Raw genomic sequence first — 17425 nt, 5'->3', positions numbered from 1 at the left:
GTCACGCCTTGGATCCTCGTATCCTGCGAGAGTTGCCGGCACAATGCGCCATGGCCCTGGCTCCGTGCATCATCCGGTGGGGACCGGACGCCTCGAGCAACGTGATCCGCCGATCGGCGCGATGCCAGGCATGCGGGAGCCTCGGTGCAACGATCCAGATACCAGCTGGGCAGGTTCCGACGGCGGGTGGCATCCGTTTCCGTTCGAGTGAGGCGGCCCTCAGATACTCGCCATCTGAATCTGCAGGAGGCCGTTCAGATATTGCTTCATAGGTGCCAGGTTGCGCTGGCCCTGCACCGCTGCCTGATCTGCTGCCCTTATCGCCGCCTCGTAGGCCGGGCGGGACCGCATGATCTGATCGATGACCGTTGTTCTACCGGGCAGGATCACTCCAAGCCGAGCGCAAAGACACGCATAGGCAAACGCTCTCGCGGTGCGGCCATTGCCGTTCTTGAATGGGTGGATCCAGTTCACCCGCCAGAGGACGAAGGACGCCACATCGAGCGCATCGCCACTTGTCCAGAGCTTGCCGAGCTCGTTGAAGAAATCCTCCATCCAGTGCGGCACCTCCGAGCACGGCGGCGGCTGAAACACTACCTCCCCGGTGACCAGGTCCTGAACATTTACCTCTATGTCTCGGTATTCGCCTGGACGATGGAGCAGAAATAGCGTGCTGCTTCGATGCAGTTCACATAGGCCGCCCGCGTTCGGCATCATTGGGTAAGGCGATCCGGCTGGCCGCGAAGCAATCAGAAAAGTGACGAGCGCCTCAAGCACGTTGATTGCGCTGATCGAATTGAGCTGCTCAATATGATGGGCCGCTGGCCCGTTGAGCAGCTCCCAATTGTCGTCGATCATCCCCCCGAAACGCCCCCAAGCAAACGGGGATCGGGTTTATCCGGATTCCTCGTCTGAGGCAGTGCGCACAGCCGACGACGACACATGGCCTTCGTTTTGATCGAGGAAATTTGTCACTTCCTCACGAGTGAGGGTCGACCTGCGAGAACGCAGCCCCATGATTAGGCTGATCCGCTGTTCACGCCGTTCTTCAGCACTCGGTACATGACGCTTAGCCTTTTCGACAATCTGTTCGAGAGTGAGATCACTCATGATGTCCCTCCTTCAATGATTGCCCCAGTCCTGTTTCACGCCTTGTCGGTCGAACGCGTTCCGGGCCCGAATCCCATGCACACCAAACCACTTCCCGCCCCGAGAAGCGCCCCAAAAAGCAATCGGATTCATCGTTGTCAGTTCCCAGGGACAGCTGGGCAGTTTGTCTGCCTCTTGTTCGAGCCGATGCCGGCTCCGACACCTTAAGGCCTTGGGCCTTTGACGCGCATCGACTCATCAGTCGATGCCTAACCTTGAGAACAACCAGATTTTGGCGTTTTTCGGACTTCCGTGCAACCCCAATGGGTTGTGGCGGTCGCGATCAGGAAGAGGCCCAACATTCGCTCATCGGCCGGGCCAGGCGAAAAGTCCTCGTCCAGCCGGCGGCCGGTTTCCCGCTCGACCGCGGCCCAAAGCAACCGAACCGGTGCCGGCCTTTCGCGGCCTGGTTCACGGTCGTGGTCCAGCCGGGCAACGGCTCGTCGTCGCCTCCGTCCTCGAGGTCCGGGTCAACATCGTGGTCGTCGAGCAGGCCGATCGGGATCGCGGCCGTGTCGCCCGCTTCCCTGCGGATGCGAAGCAACTCCTCGATCGTCCCGCTCTGTTGCGCGTTTCGCCGGCTCTGTCGCCGCGTCATGGGCCGCGCCACCCGGTTGCGATCGGGATGGGGTTTCGACCACGGACGGCGTTGCGTATTCTCCGCCGCTGGCGCCGAAACGGTTCGCCGTCAATCAACCGGGGGAACGCCTCGCATGAAGAGTCCACTGCGCCTCATTGCCGGAGTTGCGATCGCGGCCGGTCTGTTGTCCCCGAGTTGGCCCGCCTATGCGCAGGATCAGGGGGCCGCTCAGTACGCCGGGCAGTGGGGATGCCAGTACAGCATGCAACCCTTCAACAAGGATCCGCTGTCCACGCATTACTGGGAATTCGCGATGACCCTGCAGCCCGATACCAGCTACACGATGGAAGGGTTCTACTACAGCCCGTCGCTCGGCTTTCAGGTTCCCGTCTACGGCGAAGGCCAATGGGGCATGACCAACCAGGGACCGTCCGGCCTCGCCGTTTCAATCCAGGGACAACTCTACCGTCGGGATGCCGGATGGCAGCCCTTCCAGATGATTGTCACCCCGGCCAACACCAGGAATCTCTATCTGCAGTTCAAGGGCAACACCCACTTCACCAACATCAGCTGCCAGCGCTAGGTCCGCACCTCCGGGACGGTGCAGGCATGCCCCGCCCCCCGACCGCACCCACCGGGAAATCCCGCTACCAGGCGATCGACTTGCCGCCAAGCGCGGCAATCAGCTTCTCGTCCTGGTCATAGACGTCGGCGCGGAAGTTGGGCACCCCCTGGTCGACCCAGGCGGTGAAATAGGTGATGTGGACCGGCAGCGGCTTTTCGAGATTCACGACCGTCCGCTTGCCGCTGGCGATGACGCTGTTGACCCGCGCCATGTTCCACCCGGAAACGCCACCCGCCGCCAGCACCGGCGGGGCGAATTCCAGCGGCCGAGACAACCGCACGCACCCATGGCTGAATGCTCGATCCGAGCGGCTGAACAGGCTCTTCGCCGGCGTGTCGTGGAGGTACACGTTGAACTGGTTCGGGAACATGTACTTGACACGGCCAAGCGCATTATTCGGCCCGGGCCGTTGCCGGATCTGGAACGGGAAGTTGCCCGGACCATACCGGTTCCAGTTGATTGACGTCAGCGAATAGACCTTGTCGCCCTGCACCGCCTCGAAACCGGCCGCCGCGCGCGCAGCGGGATTCTTCTTGAGCTTCGGCAGCTCTTCCTTGATGGCGATGCCGGCCGGCACGTTCCAGTAGGGGTTGAATTCGAGATATCGGATTTCGTCGCTGAAAACCGGCGTCCGGTGATACGGCTTGCCGACCACCACCGCCATCTTCTCCTCGACCTTGCCATCGCTCACCCGCTTCAATTCGAAGCCGGCGATGTTGACCATCACGTACTTGCTGCCGAGCGACTCGGGCATCCAGCGCCACCGCTCCATCGCGACGACGATTTCCTCGATGCGGTCCTCGACCGGGACGTTCATCGCGACGATGGTCGCCTTGCCGGCGATCCCGTCGACATCGAGCCCGTGTCGCTTCTGGAAACTCCTGACCACCGCGACGAGCTCGTCGTCGTAGACGTCCTCTGCCCCCGGCGGAGCCACCGGAGACGCCCCGTCGGTGACCGCGAGCCGCGCCCGCAGGGCCGGCACGCGGGGATCGGTCATCCCCGGCTTCAGGGAATCCCCGAGGGGCACGGTCGGCCATCCGCCATTCGCAAGCAGCGCCCGATAGTCGCTCAGCGCGACCCGAAGCGCCGCATATTCCGGAGCGCTCGGCTGCCAGCTGATGAAGAACTGATCGAGGTTCTCGGCTGCCGCCAACTGATCCAGCGCGGCGACCTGATCGATCTCCCGCTTTTGCAGGAAGAAATTCGGATCGACCTTCCTGGGCAGGAACCGCCCGACCTTGAGGTCGGAAGCGTATTCGAGGAACGCCGCCGAAAAATGCAGCTCGATAATCGCGCGACCGCGGGCATCGGTCACCGGCACGGCCTCGTTCAGGCTGACGAGCTGGTCGGCGGGATACGAGGCGGGATCCAGTCCGTCATCGGCCGCCGAGCGGAGCCATTCGATGAAGGCCGGTGCGCGTTCCTGACCGAGCCAGAGAAGGTCGCCATTCTGCTCGCTGTAATAGGTCGCGAGCGCCTCCTGCCGCTGGCGGACCGGGAGCGGCAGGTTTGGTTCGTTGGCCAGCAGGTCGACGATGTTGACCCGGACGGCGGCCAGATCCTGGGAACTGAGCCGGGTCTGTGCGAACACGGGGGAAGCACAGGCCGCGACGATGACCAGCACAATCGCGCGCAGGCCTGCGAAGAGGACTATCGATCGGTTCACTTCGGGACTCCGTAAGCGGTTCATGACGCGCCGGCTAGTGCATTGGCGGGGCGTAGAGGATCCCGCCGCGCGTCCACAACGCATTGACCCCGCGACGCAGAGCAAGCGGAGTCTGTTCCCCCAGATTTCTTTCGAAGATGTCGCTGTAGTTGCCAACGGCGTTCAGCACGACGATCAGCCAATCGTCACTCAGGCCAAATTCCTTGACGCCCGGCGCACCGAATTGCATCGCCTTGTGGCGCTTGGCCGGATCACCGGTCTTCTCGTCGACCGATGCCGCGGTGAGTTCCGCTTCCTCGGCATTGATCAGCCCGTAGAGCACCCAACGGACCAGCTCGGTCCATTGCGGATCGCCCTCGCGTGTGACCGGCCCAAGGGGTTCCTTCGAGATCACCTCGCTGAGGATCACATGATCGTCCGGAACGTCCAGTAGGGATCGCTCGGCCGCCAGGGCCGAACTGTCCGCGGTATAGACATCGCATTCACCGGACGCATAGGCCTTCCGGGCCTGGCCCCTGTCGGCGAAGCGCAGAAACGTCACGTCCATTCCATTATCTGCGAAATATTCCGCCGCGTTTTCCTCGGTGGTCGTGCCACTGACGACGCAAATCCTCGCGCCGTTGAGTTCGAGCGCGCTCGTCATCCCGTCGACGGCATGCGCAAGGAAACCTTGCCCGTCGTAATAGGCGATACCCGCGAAATCGAGATCGAGATCGAGATCGCGCGACATCGTCCACGTGCTGTTGCGCGACAGCAGGTCGATCTTGCCATCGGTCAAGGCCTTGAAGCGGTCATTCGCCGAAAGCTGGACATAGTCGACCTTCTGAGGATCACCGAGCACGGCAGCGGCGACGGCCCGGCAGAAATCGACGTCGAAGCCATACCAGTTACCCGCCTCGTCCTTGTCCGAAAATCCCGCCAATCCCTCGCTGATGCCGCAGATCAGCTTGTCACGGCCGCGCACGTCTTCAAGGGTCGATGCCGACGCCGCCTCGATCCCCTGCGCCGCCATCAGGCCCAGTCCGAGGGCCGCGGCAAGGGTGGCGCGCAAACGGCGCGAAAGAGCTTGCTTGTTGATCACGGTGATCAATCTCCGAACGTCCGGTGTTTGGTTGTGATTCCGCTCATCGACAAGGTTATGCCCGCTCTGTGGCAGAACCAAGCCTCCTTTTGTCGAGCATCACTGGTCCCGAATGCCCAGCCCCCGACGGATCAGCTTCTCCAGCTCAAGCACCGCCAGCAGGCCAATGCCGATCGCAATAACGGCGATGCCGTCGCTCACCGCGATGGCCCGCGTGTCGAAGAGGACCTGCATGAAGGGGGCGTAGGTGAAGACGAGCTGGGCCACGACGATGATAGCGACCCCGATCAGCACGGCCGGCGTCCCCAGGAGGCCACGAAGCGTCAGCGACGTCATATGGAGGTACCGGATGCTGAACAGGTAGAAGATCTCCATCACGACGATGGTATTCACCACGATCGTCCGCGCTTCCGCCAGATCGAGACCGCGCTCGAGCGCCCAGAAAAACATCCCGAAAGCGCCGATGACGAAGAGCGCCGAGACGAAGATCACGCGCCACATCAGGAAGCCCGACAGCAGCGGCTCGTTTGACGAACGTGGCGGTCGCCGCATGGCGCCCGGTTCCGTCGGCTCAAAGGCCAGCGTCAGCCCGAGCGCGATGACGGTGACCATGTTGATCCACAGAATCTGCACCGGGGTGACCGGCAAGGCCAAACCCATCAGAACGGCGGCGAGGATGACCAGGGCCTCGCCGCCGCTCGTCGGCAGTGTCCAGCCGATCACCTTCTTCAGGTTGTCGTAGACCGTGCGCCCTTCACGCACCGCGGCGACGATTGACGCGAAGTTGTCGTCGAGCAGCACCATTTCGGCGGCTTCCTTCGCCGCCTCGGTGCCTTTTCTTCCCATTGCGACCCCGACATCGGCGCGCTTCAGGGCCGGTGCATCATTGACCCCGTCGCCGGTCATGGCGACGATCCCGTGCTCCGCCTGCAGCGCCTCGACGATCCTCAGCTTGTGTTCTGGGCTGGTCCGCGCGAAGACCGCCGTGTGCCGGGCCGCCTCGCGGAATCCGGCCTCGTCGAGATCGTCGAGAACGTCTCCGGTGACCACCCTGTCATGGTCGAGGATCCCGGTCTGCCGGCCGATCGCCGAGGCGGTCGAGGCATGATCACCGGTGATCATCTTGACCGCGATCCCGGCCGCCCGGCACTCCTCGACGGCATCGATCGCATCGACCCGTGGGGGATCGATCATTCCGAGAATCCCGAGGAAGACGACGCCTTCCTCGACAATGGCGGAGGTCAGATGATCCGCCCCGTCCTCGACCCGCCGCATCCCGAGCGCCAGGATGCGCTGGCCATCCGACGCGAGCCGATGGATCTCGCTATGCCACCGGTCGCGATCGATCGGCTCCGGGCCGGTTGAACCGAGCTGCTCGCGGCAACGCGACAGGATGCGCTCCGGAGCGCCCTTGATGTAGATGACCCGGCCGCCCTCCCCGACACGATGAAGCGTTGCCATGTAGCGATGGCGGGAATCGAAGGGGATCTCGTCGAGGCGGTGATATTTCTCGCGGGTTCCATCGCCTTCGCGCCCAGCCTTGATCGCAAGGGACACGAGCGCCCCTTCCATCGGGTCGCCCTCGACGATCCAGCCACTTTCGCTCGATCGCAGGCTCGCGTCGTTGCACAGCAAGGCGGCGGTGGTGAGTTCCCGCAACAATGGAGCATCCGCCGCATCGATCGCGGCGCCTCCGGCCTCGAAGGCCCCATCCGGATCGTAGCCGACCCCGGTGACGGCCACCTCGCCGTCCGCGGTCACGACGCTGCGGACCGTCATTTCATTGCGTGTCAGCGTTCCGGTCTTGTCGGAACAGATCACCGATACCGCCCCGAGCGTCTCCACCGCCGGCAGGCGCCGGACAACCGCATTGCGTCTCGCCATCCGCTGGACGCCGATCGCCAGCGTGATGGTCATCACCGCCGGGAGTCCCTCGGGTATCGCCGCGACGACGAGACCGACCATTGCCATCATGGCATCGGTCATGGTGTAGCCGCGGACCAGCACCGCGAAACCGAAGCCGACCACGGCGATCGCCAGGATCGCCGCCGTGAGCTGTCCGGCGAACCGATCCATCTGCCTGACCAGCGGCGTCGTCATCGGCTCGACCGAGCCGAGAAGCTTGCTGATCTTGCCAAGCTCGGTCGATCCGCCGGTCGCGGCCACGACCCCCGCCGCGTGACCGGCCACGACCAGCGTGCCGGAGAACGCCATGGACGTGCGGTCGCCGAGGACCGCGTCCGCCTTGACCGCGTCCGTCCCCTTGTCGACCGGAACCGATTCACCGGTGAGGACCGCTTCCTCGATCCGCAGATTGCGCGCCTTGATCAGCCTCAGGTCGGCCGGCGTCCTGTCACCTGCCTCGAGCAGCACGATATCGCCGGGGACCAGGTCCTCGACATCCACCGTCGATCGCTGCCCGTCGCGGATTACCGAGGCGCTCGGCGTTATCATGCCCCGGATCGCGTCGAGCGCGCGTTCCGCGCGCCCCTCCTGGACGAAGCCGATAGCGGCATTGGCGATGACCACGCCGAGAATAACGCCGGCATCGACCAGCTCGCCGAGAAAGGCCGCGACGACCGCCGATGCCAGCAGGACGTAGATCAGGATATTGGTGAACTGGCCGAGGAACCGGGCGAGCGCGCTCCGCCCCTTCGTCGCCGGCAGCCTGTTTGGCCCGCAGGTTTCGAGCCTCGTCTCTGCCTCGGCGGCAGTCAGCCCCGCCCGGCTGCTGGCGAGCGCGTCGATGACCTCGTCGGCCGGCTCCGCCCACGCGGCGGTCACTGCCTCACCGGCCGGAGCGCCGCCATCTACAGGGATTGGTGCCACGTATCGCCCCGTCTTCGCCTGAGGTTCGCAGACAGATAGGCACGGTCACCGCCGATTGCCACAGACCTCGCGGCCGCAGACGTCTCCTGGTCCGACTCCTTACCTGTTCCACCGAATTGAGCTAACACGCGAGGCGTCGAAGCAACTAGACTGGATCGATGAATCGGACTGCGCAGTCGCATGAGATCGATCCGCTGCATTTCCGAAAGGTCATGGGGCGGTTTGCCACCGGCGTCACGGTGATTACGGCGAAATCGGGCGGCAAAGCCCATGGCATGACGGCGAACGCGTTCATGTCTGGCTCGCTTGATCCGCCGCTTTGCGTCGTTTCGGTCGCCAGGCGGGCGCATATGCACGCCTATCTCATCGAGGCCCGACGTTTCGCGGTGAATATCCTTGCCGCCGGACAGACCGACCACGCCAACCACTTCGCCGGCCGCCTGGTGCCCGACCTCGCCCCCCGCTTCATCGAGATCGATGCAATCCCCGCTCTCGTCGACGTCTCCGCCAGGATCACCGCCGACCTCGCTGCGAGCCATGATTGCGGCGATCACACCATCTTCATCGGCCATGTTCTGAATATGGAGGCCGAGGACAGACCGCCACTTCTCTATTACGACGGGCACTATGCCGCCCTTCAATCAAAACGCGGAGCGGAAACACCGCTGCCCGAATTCTGGTGAGCGCTATGGAAACGCCCTTCAACGTCTTCGATCTCTTTCGTGTCGATGGTGATGTCGCCCTGGTCACCGGAGCGGGTTCCGGCATCGGCAAGATGGCGGCGACGACGCTGGCCTCGGCCGGAGCCCGCGTCGCGGTGACGGACGTCGACGGCGATGCCGCCAAGACGGTCGCCGCGGAAATCAACCATGCCGGAGGTGACGCGATCGCTTATGCGCTCGATGTCGCCGATGAATCGGCAATCGTCGATACGATCGCCAAGGCCTATGCCGAATTCGGCAGCCTCTGCATCCTCGTCAACAATGCCGGCATAACCCGACGCATTCCGACCGAGGAATTCTCGTCCCAGGACTGGCACGACATCCTCGATGTCAACCTGACCGCCGCTTTCGTCGCCTGCCGTGAGGCCGGCCGGCACATGCTGGCCGCCGGCGACGGGCGGATCATCAACGTCTCGTCGATCATGGGCCTCTCCGGCGGCGGCCTGTTCCCGAGCATTGGCTATTATTCGACCAAGGGGGCATTGGTGAACCTCACCCGCGGTCTTGCCGCCGAATGGGCACCGCGTGGCGTCCGGGTCAACGCGATTGCCCCGACCTTCGTGAAGACCCAGCTCACCGTCAAACTCCGCGAGGATGAGGAAATGGTCGCTGCGATCGAGGGGCGGACGCCGATGGGACGTTTCGCGGAACCGGAGGAGATGGCCGGCGGCATCCTCTATCTCGCCAGCCGCGCCTCGAGCATGGTGACCGGTCACGTCCTCGCCATCGACGGAGGCTGGCTGGCCATCTGAAGACGGAGGCAGACCGGTGATACCCGGCTTTGTCTATCAGTCCTCGCCGAGCCGGGTTGTCTTTGGTTCGGGAACCCGTGACCGGCTTGCGGAAGAAGCCGAACGGTTGGGCATTGCCCGCGCGCTGGTCGTATCGACGCCCGGTCAGGCTCGGCTCGCCGACATGGCAGCGGGCTACCTCGGCGACCGGTGCGCCGCAATCCTTTCCAAGGCGCGCATGCACACACCTGTCGAGGTCACCGAAGAGGCGATGGCGGTTGTCACCGCGAATGAAATAGACGGTGTCGTTGCGATCGGCGGCGGGTCGACGACCGGCCTCGCCAAGGCCATCGCCTATCGGACGGACCTTCCGCAACTGATCATACCGACAACCTATTCCGGCTCGGAGATGACGGATATCCTCGGCGAGACGGCGGACGGTCAAAAGGTAACCGTCCGCGACCCCCGCATTCTTCCCGAAGCCGTCATCTATGACGTGGACCTCACACTCGGCCTGCCCACCGCGATATCCGTGACGTCCGGCATGAATGCGATCGCCCATGCGGTCGAGGCGCTCTACGCGCCGGACGGGAATCCGGTGGTATCGATGATGGCCGAGGAAGGGATACGCGCCCTCGGCGCCGCCATCCCCGGCATTGCCGCCGCGGGCGACGAGTCCGAAGCCCGCGCCAGCGCCCTTTACGGCGCATGGCTGTGCGGGCTGGTCCTCGGCAACACGTCGATGGGCCTGCACCACAAGCTCTGCCACATACTGGGCGGCAGCTTCGGCCTGGCCCATGCCGAGACCCACACGGTCATCCTGCCCCATGTCGCGGCCTTCAACGCGCCCCATGCCGGCGACGCCATGGCCAGGGTCGCCCGCGCCCTGGCCTCTGACGACGCGCCTGGCGCGCTCTTCGATCTGGCGAAAGACGCCGGCGCACCCACCTCGCTTCGCGAGATCGGCATGTCCGGGACGGGCCTCGACCGTGCGGCCGAACTGGCCGTCACGACGCCATATCCGAACCCTGCACCGATTGAGCCCCATGCGATAAGGCTGCTGCTTGAGAATGCCTGGCAAGGGAGGCGGCCGACCGCCTGACAGCCCGGGAGGAACAGAGGAATGCGTGACTTCAACGAAATGTCCGCGACCGCGGCGGTCATCGACCGCATGGCCGGCTGCGAAAGCCCGCGCCTGAGGGAGATCATGACCTCCGTCGTCACTCATCTTCATGCCGTCATCCGCGAGGTCGAACCGACGCAGGAGGAATGGCTGGCGGCGATCGCATTCCTGACCGACACCGGCAAGATATGCGACGACAAGCGCCAGGAATTCATCCTTCTTTCGGACACCCTCGGCGTCTCGATGCTTGCGGATGCGATCAACAACCGGAAGCCGTCCGGCGCAACCGAATCGACGGTGCTCGGCCCGTTCCATGTTGCCGGCGCGCCGCCAAGGACGATGGGCGATACGATCTCGCTCGACGGCAAGGGTGACCCGGCCTGGGTCTCCGGGCGCGTCCTCGATCTCGACGGCAATCCGATCGAAGGCGCTTGCCTCGATGTCTGGCAGAGCTCGTCGGAAGGCGCCTACGACGTCCAGGATCCCGACCAGCCGGATATGAACCTTCGCGGGCTTTTCACCACCGGCAAGGACGGCCGCTACTACTTCAGGACCGTCAGGCCATCATCCTATCCCGTTCCGACCGATGGACCGGTCGGTGGAATGCTGACCGCGCTCGGGCGTCACCCGATGCGACCGGCCCATATCCATTTCATCGTCGGCGCGCCGGGCTTCGAACCGGTCACCACCCACGTCTTCGTCGCCGGCGATCCCTATCTCGATTCAGACGCGGTCTTCGGAGTGAAGAGCAGCCTCGTCGAGCCGTTCGTCGAAACGGACGACAGCGCACGGGCATCGGAACTCGGGCTCGCCAATCCGTTCTACGTGGCCGGGCACGACTTTGTCCTGGCGAGGCAGGCCGAGGCGGATTGAAGTCGGCCTTTCACGGCCTCAGCCAAGGTTCGGTACCGGCTGCCCAAGACTCCGGCAGGCGGCGATCAGGGTATTGGCCATCAGCATGGCAATCGTCATCGGCCCGACGCCTCCGGGAACCGGTGTGATGGCGCCGGCCACCGCCACGGCTTCATCGAAGGCGACGTCGCCGACGAGCCGCATCTTCCCCTCGCCTCTTTCGGGCGCCGGAATGCGGCTCGTACCAACGTCGATCACCGTCGCGCCGGGCTTGATCCAGTCGCCGCGGATCATTTCCTGCCGGCCCACCGCCGCCACCACGACATCCGCCCGGCGAACCACATCTGCGAGGTCACGTGTCCTGGAATGCGCGACGGTGACCGTGCAGTTCGCGGCGAGCAGGAGTTGGGCGATCGGCTTGCCCACAAGGTTCGATCGCCCGACGACGACCGCCTCCAGTCCGTCGAGGCCATCTCCCAGAACGCCGCGCAGCAGGATCATGCAGCCTGCCGGCGTGCACGGGACCATGGCCTCTCCCGCGCCGCTCGCGAGCCGCCCGATATTGACCGGATGCAGCCCGTCGACATCCTTCTCGGGCCGGATCGCCTCGATCACGCGGTCCGTATCGATATGAGAGGGAAGCGGCAGCTGGATCAGGATTCCGTGGATTTCGGGATTGCCGTTGAGGGCCTCGACCAGCGCCAGCAATTCTTCCTCGCTGGTCGTCGCCGCCATCGTGTGCTGGACCGAGTGAAAGCCGAGCTCATCGGCCTTTCGCCCCTTGGCGCCGACATAGACATGGCTCGCCGGGTCATCGCCCACCAGCACCACCGCAAGTCCCGGCACGACGCCAGCTTCCGCCCTTAACCGCCTTGTCTCCTCGGCGACCCGTTCGGTCACCCGCGCGGCCACCGCCCGTCCGTCGATGATCGCTGCATTGCCGCTAGCGGAAGACGACTGTCCTTTCGCCATTGATCAGCACCCTGTGCTCGAGATGGAATTTGATCGCCCGCGCCAGCACGGTCGCCTCGATGTCGCCGCCGATCGCCAGGAGTTCTTCCGGCGACATCGAATGGTCGACCCGGCCGACGTCCTGCTCGATGATCGGTCCCGCGTCGAGCACCGGCGTGACGTAATGGGCGGTCGCGCCGATCAGCTTGACGCCCCGCGCATGCGCCTGGTGATAGGGCTTCGCCCCGACGAAGCTCGGCAGGAAGGAGTGGTGGATGTTGATCGCCCTGCCCGCGAGCTCTGTGGCGAAACCTTCGGAGAGGATTTGCATGTAGCGGGCGAGCACGACGAGCTCGATATTTTCCCGGGCTATCAGCGCCGACAGATCGGCCTCCTGGCTCGCCCTGGTCGCAGCCGTGACCGGGAGATGGAGATAGGGAACGCCTTCCGCCTCGACCCGCCGGCGCATCGTCTCGTGGTTCGACGCCACGGCGACCAGCTCCATCGGCAGATGACCGATCGAATTGCGATAGAGCAGATCGTTGAGGCAGTGGCCGAACTTGGAGACCAGGATGAGCACTCGGGGTTTCACCGCGAGGTCGTGGACCTGCCAGTCGAAGCCATAGCCGGCGGCCACCGGCTCGAAACCACTTGAGAAACTCTCGACCGTAACCGCCTCCGGCGCCGAGAAGGAGACGCGCATGAAAAAGCGTTCCGCCTCGGGATCGCCATATTGCGCGCTCTCGACGATATTGCAGCCCTGCGAGGCGATGGAATTGGCGACCGCGGCAACGATGCCGCGCCGATCCTGACAGGACAGGGTAAGCACGAACCGCGCGGCTTCTGCGGGCATGTATCACGCGCCTCTGGGTGATTGGTCTCGGGCGGAGCCGACAACTAGCCCCCGCGATCCCCGGTCGCAACCGGCAAAGTAGAAACCTTCCGGCTGGCGTCGATCCGCCGCAACCCTGCGACATGACATTGGAAATAGCCGATTGCCATGCTACCTCCTCCGCCTGCTCTGGGGGAGATCATGGCGACCAGGTCGAAGGCAAGAAAGCGCAAGGCCATCGCCTTCATCGCCGCCGAAACGGCGGAGGCAAGGGCCGCCCGCGACCGGCTCGCCGCCCGCTACGGGCGGGTCACGCCGGGCAAGGCCGATGTCATCGTCGCCCTCGGCGGCGACGGCTTCATGCTCCAGACCCTCCACAAGTTCATGGACAGCGGCAAGCCGATCTACGGCATGAATTGTGGTTCGGTCGGTTTCCTGATGAACGAGTTCAGGGCGACCGGGCTGCGCGGCCGTATCGACGCCGCGCTCACCACCGTGGTTCACCCGCTGGCGATGATCGCCACAGATCGCAACGGCAGGAAGCACACCGCCTATGCGATCAACGAGGTCTCGCTGCTGCGCCAGTCCTACCAGGCCGCCAAGCTGCGCATTGCGATCGACGGCAAGATCCGGATGGCCGAGCTCATCTGCGACGGCATCCTCGTCGCGACACCCGCCGGCAGCACCGCCTATAACCTCTCCGCCCACGGCCCTATCCTGCCGATCTACGCGCCGCTCCTTGCGATCACGCCGATCAGCGCCTTCCGGCCACGCACCTGGCGTGGAGCCCTGGTTCCGGATCGCGTCGAGATCACGATCGAGATGCTCGAATCGAAGAAGCGCCCGGTCAACGCGGTCGCCGACAACGTCGAGTTCAAGTCGGTCATTCAGGTCGTCGTCAAGCAGGAGCTCAAGGCCGAAAGCCTGATCATGTTCGACCCCGACCACTCCTGGGACGAGCGGATCCTCTCGGAGCAGTTCCGCTACTAGCGCGGGGTCGCGTCCCCGGAGGCCGTCCGCCTCCCTTGTAGCGCCGGGCTACGCGACCATCGCCGTCCGCGCATAGTCACGAGCGGCTTCGCGGGCCTGGTCGGCGGCGAAGCGTCTCAGCATGCCGGTCAGCTCGTTCACTTCGCCGTCGGTGATCTCGCGGTAGCGCGCGATGACGGACTCGACCAGATGCAGGGTGAAGCGGTAACGGTCCCGGGGACCGCCCCGTTCGGCAATTTCGCGGCAGGTGTCGAGCGCCACGTCAAACGCGTCGAAGGCCATGGCGGGCAGATCGGCCTTGTCGTAAATCGCCCGGAAAGCCTGCTTGCGGCCTGAGCGGATCAGGCTCGTGACGCGTTCCTCAGGGACATGGGCGAGAACCGACAACGCGGTCTCGAACATGGCGACATTGCCGGCGCAGATTGCCCGCAGCAGGAGCGCCGTGGTCAACTGCCCGGTCACCCGCAGATGCTCCACCAACGCGGTCAGCTCTTCCGTCTCGGTCTCGGCGGCAATGGCAACGGTGGCGCGCTCGCGCGCCTCGCGGGTGAGATTCCTCGCACGATCCTCGCTCACCCAGGATTTATGCACGACCAGTTCGCCGAGCGCATCGCTGAGGCGCAGGACGAGCATCTGCCGGACATCGGATGCCAGATCCGGCTTCTGCAGCAGCGCCTCCCGGATTTCCGGATCGTCGCCGAACCGCTCCGCCATGCGTCGCTGGCTGATACGCGCCACGGCGGCGCCCCTGTTCTGCAGGAGGCGCAGGCATGTGTCCCGCTCCCCCACCTCGGCGATCGCCGCGGAAACGGCGTTCGACAGCCGCGGCCGCGAGGCGATCGCCATCTGAAGCGCGTCTTCGGCGCCGGCGGCGATATCGACGAGTTCGGAATCCAGGAAGACGGGCGAGCGCGACAGCACCAGCACCGCGGTCTCGGTCACGTCCGCGATGAATGCCAGCATGATGTGGCGCGGTGCCTCGAGGGCCGGAGACAGGGTGTCGGCAAGGGCGCGACGAACCTCGGCGGCGGAATCGTCCATGACGACCGTCATCGCCGCTTCCATCTCGGCCCGCGTCGTGTCGTCGATGTCGGAATAGAGATAGGCCCGCGCCAGCGAGCGGACCGCCAGGGCTCGCCGGTCGGAAGGAGCGGTCTCCATGAAATGGAGGAATTGCTGGACGATCATGGACCCTCTCGGAACGATCGGACCCATGCTGACCCGAAAGTGATTAACGATCGGTTCACCATGAATTGCGCCGGTTTCCGCCATCTCGCCCGATGACGGACCGACGGATCAACCAACCTTGCCGACTGAAAGTCGCTGGCCGGACATGTGTCCGGTCGAGGGCCCGTCAGGCGTTCGAGTCGGCGGGCTTCCAGAATTCTACGACGTCATCGAGCGCCGGCCGCGGCCGGTCCACCGGCGGAACCGTCGGTGTGCCGATGTGAACGAAACCGACGAAGCGCTCGCCGGGACGCAAGCCGAGAATCCGGCCGGCGTCCTCGTCGTAGGAAATCCATTCGGTCACCCAATGGGCGGCGAAGCCCAGCGCATGCGCCGCCATCACCGTCAGCATGGCGGCATTCCCGGCCGAGAGGAGCTGCTCGAATTCCGGGATCTTCACGTGGGGAGCGGCGGTACTGACGACGCCGACGACGAGCGGCGCGCGCGCCAGGCGATTCCGTTCCTCGGCGATCCGCTCCTCATCCGCATCCGGCTTCTTTTGCACGAAAAGCGTGGCCAGGGCCTTTCCGGCCTCCGCGCCCGCATCGCCCCGGAAGACGATGAACCGCCACGGCGCGAGCTTGCCGTGATCCGGCACGCGGGAAGCGATCGTCAGGATTTCCCGAAGCTGTTCGTCGTCGGGGGCCGGCTGGTCGAGAAACGGCGCCGTGATCGACCGGCGGGTCTTGAGAAGTTCGAGAGCGTCCATGAGGGAGTGTCTAGGGAGTAAGGGCTGGTGCGGCGCGCGACGGAACCGCCGCCGCGCGCCGGCTATCTTACGTCTTCGCCAGCGCCTGATCCAGATCGGCGATGATGTCGGCGACGTCCTCGATGCCGACCGAAAGGCGGACGACATCCGGGCCGGCTCCCGCCGCCTTGCGCTGATCCTCGGTGAGCTGACTATGCGTCGTCGACCAGGGATGAATGATGAGGCTCCGCGTGTCGCCGATATTGGCGAGATGCGAGAAGAGGTCGACGGCCGACACCAGCTTCACGCCCGCGTCGGCGCCTCCTTCGACCCCGAAGGTCAGCAGGGCGCCGGCACCCTTTGGGCAATATTTCTGTGCCCGGGTGTGGTAGCGATCGCCGGGTAGGCCGGCATAGCTGACCCAGGTCACCTTGGGATGGCCCGCCAGATGCTCGGCCACCGCCTTGGCATTGTCCGAGTGCTTCTGCATCCGCAGCGGCAGCGTTTCGGAACCGGTCAGGATCAGGAAGGAATTGAACGGTGAGATGGCCGGTCCGAGATCGCGGAGGCCGAGCACCCGGCAGGCGATCGCGAAGGCGAAGTTGCCGAAGGTCTCGCCGAGCACCATGCCGTTATATTCCGGGCGCGGCTGCGAGAGCATCGGATAGCGGTCGGACGCCATCCAGTTGAACTTGCCGCCGTCGACAATCATGCCACCGATCGAATTGCCGTGCCCGCCGATGAATTTCGTCATCGAGTGCAGGACGATGTCGGCGCCGAAGTCGAATGGCTTGCACAGATACGGCGTGGCGAGCGTGTTGTCGACGATCAGCGGCACCCCTGCCCGCTTGGCAACCGCCGCCACCGCCTCGATGTCCGTGACCGCGCCCCCCGGGTTGGCGATCGACTCGACGAAGATTGCCTTGGTCTTCGGCGATACCGCCCGCTCGAAGCTCTCGACATCGTCGATGTCGGCCCATTTCACGTTCCAGCCGAAGCTCTTGAACGAATGATTGAACTGGTTGATCGAACCGCCATAGAGCTGGCCCGCCGCGATGAACTCGTCGCCAGGCGTCATCAGCGCATGCAGCGTGACGAGTTGGGCCGCGTGCCCGGAAGCGACGGCGAGCCCCGCGGTACCGCCCTCGAGAGCCGCCATCCGTTCCTCGATCACGCCGCTGGTCGGGCTCATGATGCGGGTATAGATGTTGCCGAACGCCTGGAGCCCGAACAGGGAAGCAGCGTGATCCGCATCGTTAAAGACGTAGGACGTCGTCTGGTAGATCGGGGTCGCCCGGGCGCCCGTGGTCGGGTCCGGCTGGGCGCCGGCGTGGATGGCCAGGGTGGCAAAGCCGGGTTCGCGGTCTTCACTCATC

Annotated in this window: 17 protein-coding genes; 6 read left to right on the top strand and 11 right to left on the bottom strand. The window is 64.7% G+C overall.

The window, feature by feature from the left end:
* Nucleotides 1-219: 219 nt before the first annotated feature.
* The 3 genes from KDJ86_RS04210 to KDJ86_RS04200 all read right to left on the bottom strand — a co-directional run bounded on the left by KDJ86_RS04210 (nt 220) and on the right by KDJ86_RS04200 (nt 1747).
* Nucleotides 220-858 carry a Fic family protein gene (locus tag KDJ86_RS04210; protein ID WP_291743328.1) on the bottom strand — a complete coding sequence of 213 codons (639 nt, stop codon included), beginning with the start codon at nt 856-858 and terminating at the stop codon, nt 220-222.
* Nucleotides 859-894: 36 nt separating this feature from the next.
* A complete protein-coding gene (locus KDJ86_RS04205; RefSeq protein ID WP_291743327.1) occupies nt 895-1110 on the bottom strand; it encodes a hypothetical protein in 216 nt (71 codons plus the stop codon).
* 322 nt (nt 1111-1432) lie between these two features.
* Entirely contained in the window at nt 1433-1747 is a 315-nt protein-coding gene (locus tag KDJ86_RS04200) for a hypothetical protein (RefSeq protein ID WP_291743324.1), read from the bottom strand.
* A 244-nt stretch (nt 1748-1991) separates the two neighbouring features.
* Here KDJ86_RS04200 and KDJ86_RS04195 point away from each other — a divergent pair, with 244 nt between their 5' ends.
* Nucleotides 1992-2312: a hypothetical protein gene (locus tag KDJ86_RS04195; RefSeq protein ID WP_291743321.1), complete on the top strand. Its 321-nt coding sequence runs from the start codon at nt 1992-1994 to the stop codon at nt 2310-2312.
* A 64-nt stretch (nt 2313-2376) separates the two neighbouring features.
* On the opposite strand, the gene KDJ86_RS04190 is transcribed toward KDJ86_RS04195, so the two are convergent.
* From KDJ86_RS04190 to KDJ86_RS04180, 3 genes are all read right to left on the bottom strand, one after another.
* The gene (locus KDJ86_RS04190) at nt 2377-4023 is read right to left on the bottom strand and encodes a L,D-transpeptidase family protein (RefSeq protein WP_291743319.1); all 1647 of its coding nucleotides are present in this window, start codon (nt 4021-4023) and stop codon (nt 2377-2379) included.
* Between the two features lie 34 nt (nt 4024-4057).
* On the bottom strand, nt 4058-5035 hold the full coding sequence (locus tag KDJ86_RS04185) for an amino acid ABC transporter substrate-binding protein (RefSeq protein ID WP_291743337.1): 978 nt from the start codon (nt 5033-5035) through the stop codon (nt 4058-4060).
* 168 nt (nt 5036-5203) lie between these two features.
* Entirely contained in the window at nt 5204-7888 is a 2685-nt protein-coding gene (locus tag KDJ86_RS04180) for a cation-transporting P-type ATPase (RefSeq protein ID WP_291743316.1), read from the bottom strand.
* A gap of 203 nt (nt 7889-8091) precedes the next feature.
* Here KDJ86_RS04180 and KDJ86_RS04175 point away from each other — a divergent pair, with 203 nt between their 5' ends.
* Genes KDJ86_RS04175 through KDJ86_RS04160 form a run of 4 tightly spaced genes read left to right on the top strand, consistent with a single transcriptional unit; the run spans nt 8092 to nt 11382 of the window.
* A complete protein-coding gene (locus KDJ86_RS04175) occupies nt 8092-8616 on the top strand; it encodes a flavin reductase family protein (protein WP_291743314.1) in 525 nt (174 codons plus the stop codon).
* 5 nt (nt 8617-8621) lie between these two features.
* On the top strand, nt 8622-9407 hold the full coding sequence (locus KDJ86_RS04170) for an SDR family NAD(P)-dependent oxidoreductase (protein ID WP_291743333.1): 786 nt from the start codon (nt 8622-8624) through the stop codon (nt 9405-9407).
* Between the two features lie 16 nt (nt 9408-9423).
* The gene (locus tag KDJ86_RS04165; protein WP_291743312.1) at nt 9424-10488 is read left to right on the top strand and encodes a maleylacetate reductase; all 1065 of its coding nucleotides are present in this window, start codon (nt 9424-9426) and stop codon (nt 10486-10488) included.
* A 21-nt stretch (nt 10489-10509) separates the two neighbouring features.
* Nucleotides 10510-11382, top strand: a complete 873-nt coding sequence (locus KDJ86_RS04160; RefSeq protein WP_521085253.1) for an intradiol ring-cleavage dioxygenase — start codon at nt 10510-10512, stop codon at nt 11380-11382.
* 18 nt (nt 11383-11400) lie between these two features.
* Here KDJ86_RS04160 and folD read toward each other — a convergent pair whose 3' ends face one another.
* Nucleotides 11401-12333, bottom strand: coding sequence for a bifunctional methylenetetrahydrofolate dehydrogenase/methenyltetrahydrofolate cyclohydrolase FolD (folD, locus tag KDJ86_RS04155; RefSeq protein ID WP_291743310.1), 933 nt, complete (start codon nt 12331-12333; stop codon nt 11401-11403).
* Nucleotides 12305-13165, bottom strand: a complete 861-nt coding sequence (gene purU / locus KDJ86_RS04150) for a formyltetrahydrofolate deformylase (protein ID WP_291743307.1) — start codon at nt 13163-13165, stop codon at nt 12305-12307. The genes folD and purU overlap by 29 nt, the downstream gene beginning before the upstream one ends.
* 180 nt (nt 13166-13345) lie before the next feature.
* Between purU and KDJ86_RS04145 the strand changes: the two genes are divergently transcribed.
* Nucleotides 13346-14134 (top strand): NAD kinase, encoded by a 789-nt coding sequence (locus KDJ86_RS04145; RefSeq protein ID WP_291743304.1) that lies wholly within the window; start codon nt 13346-13348, stop codon nt 14132-14134.
* A 48-nt stretch (nt 14135-14182) separates the two neighbouring features.
* Here the strand turns inward: KDJ86_RS04145 and KDJ86_RS04140 are convergent, their stop codons facing one another.
* The 3 genes from KDJ86_RS04140 to KDJ86_RS04130 all read right to left on the bottom strand — a co-directional run bounded on the left by KDJ86_RS04140 (nt 14183) and on the right by KDJ86_RS04130 (nt 17424).
* Nucleotides 14183-15322: a DUF2336 domain-containing protein gene (locus KDJ86_RS04140; protein ID WP_291743302.1), complete on the bottom strand. Its 1140-nt coding sequence runs from the start codon at nt 15320-15322 to the stop codon at nt 14183-14185.
* 166 nt (nt 15323-15488) lie between these two features.
* The gene (locus tag KDJ86_RS04135; RefSeq protein WP_291743300.1) at nt 15489-16070 is read right to left on the bottom strand and encodes a nitroreductase family protein; all 582 of its coding nucleotides are present in this window, start codon (nt 16068-16070) and stop codon (nt 15489-15491) included.
* 67 nt (nt 16071-16137) lie between these two features.
* The gene (locus tag KDJ86_RS04130; RefSeq protein ID WP_291743298.1) at nt 16138-17424 is read right to left on the bottom strand and encodes an O-acetylhomoserine aminocarboxypropyltransferase; all 1287 of its coding nucleotides are present in this window, start codon (nt 17422-17424) and stop codon (nt 16138-16140) included.
* Nucleotide 17425: the final 1 nt, after the last annotated feature.

Origin of the sequence: Bauldia sp., assembly GCF_020442045.1 — a bacterium.
Classification (GTDB): Bacteria; Pseudomonadota; Alphaproteobacteria; order Rhizobiales; family Kaistiaceae; genus Bauldia.
This window is presented reverse-complemented; position numbering and strand designations above follow the sequence as displayed.

Bases quoted from the DNA above. Each gene is read 5' to 3' on its own strand.
- KDJ86_RS04130 (WP_291743298.1), bottom strand. From the start codon at position 17,424: ATGAGTGAAGACCGCGAACCCGGCTTTGCCACCCTGGCCATCCACGCC.
- KDJ86_RS04135 (WP_291743300.1), bottom strand. From the start codon at position 16,070: ATGGACGCTCTCGAACTTCTCAAGACCCGCCGGTCGATCACGGCGCCG.
- KDJ86_RS04175 (WP_291743314.1), top strand. From the start codon at position 8,092: ATGAATCGGACTGCGCAGTCGCATGAGATCGATCCGCTGCATTTCCGA.
- KDJ86_RS04200 (WP_291743324.1), bottom strand. From the start codon at position 1,747: ATGACGCGGCGACAGAGCCGGCGAAACGCGCAACAGAGCGGGACGATC.
- folD (WP_291743310.1), bottom strand. From the start codon at position 12,333: ATGGCGAAAGGACAGTCGTCTTCCGCTAGCGGCAATGCAGCGATCATC.
- KDJ86_RS04140 (WP_291743302.1), bottom strand. From the start codon at position 15,322: ATGATCGTCCAGCAATTCCTCCATTTCATGGAGACCGCTCCTTCCGAC.
- KDJ86_RS04205 (WP_291743327.1), bottom strand. From the start codon at position 1,110: ATGAGTGATCTCACTCTCGAACAGATTGTCGAAAAGGCTAAGCGTCAT.
- KDJ86_RS04195 (WP_291743321.1), top strand. From the start codon at position 1,992: ATGCAACCCTTCAACAAGGATCCGCTGTCCACGCATTACTGGGAATTC.
- KDJ86_RS04210 (WP_291743328.1), bottom strand. From the start codon at position 858: ATGATCGACGACAATTGGGAGCTGCTCAACGGGCCAGCGGCCCATCAT.
- purU (WP_291743307.1), bottom strand. From the start codon at position 13,165: ATGCCCGCAGAAGCCGCGCGGTTCGTGCTTACCCTGTCCTGTCAGGAT.
- KDJ86_RS04170 (WP_291743333.1), top strand. From the start codon at position 8,622: ATGGAAACGCCCTTCAACGTCTTCGATCTCTTTCGTGTCGATGGTGAT.
- KDJ86_RS04160 (WP_521085253.1), top strand. From the start codon at position 10,510: ATGCGTGACTTCAACGAAATGTCCGCGACCGCGGCGGTCATCGACCGC.
- KDJ86_RS04145 (WP_291743304.1), top strand. From the start codon at position 13,346: ATGGCGACCAGGTCGAAGGCAAGAAAGCGCAAGGCCATCGCCTTCATC.
- KDJ86_RS04185 (WP_291743337.1), bottom strand. From the start codon at position 5,035: ATGGCGGCGCAGGGGATCGAGGCGGCGTCGGCATCGACCCTTGAAGAC.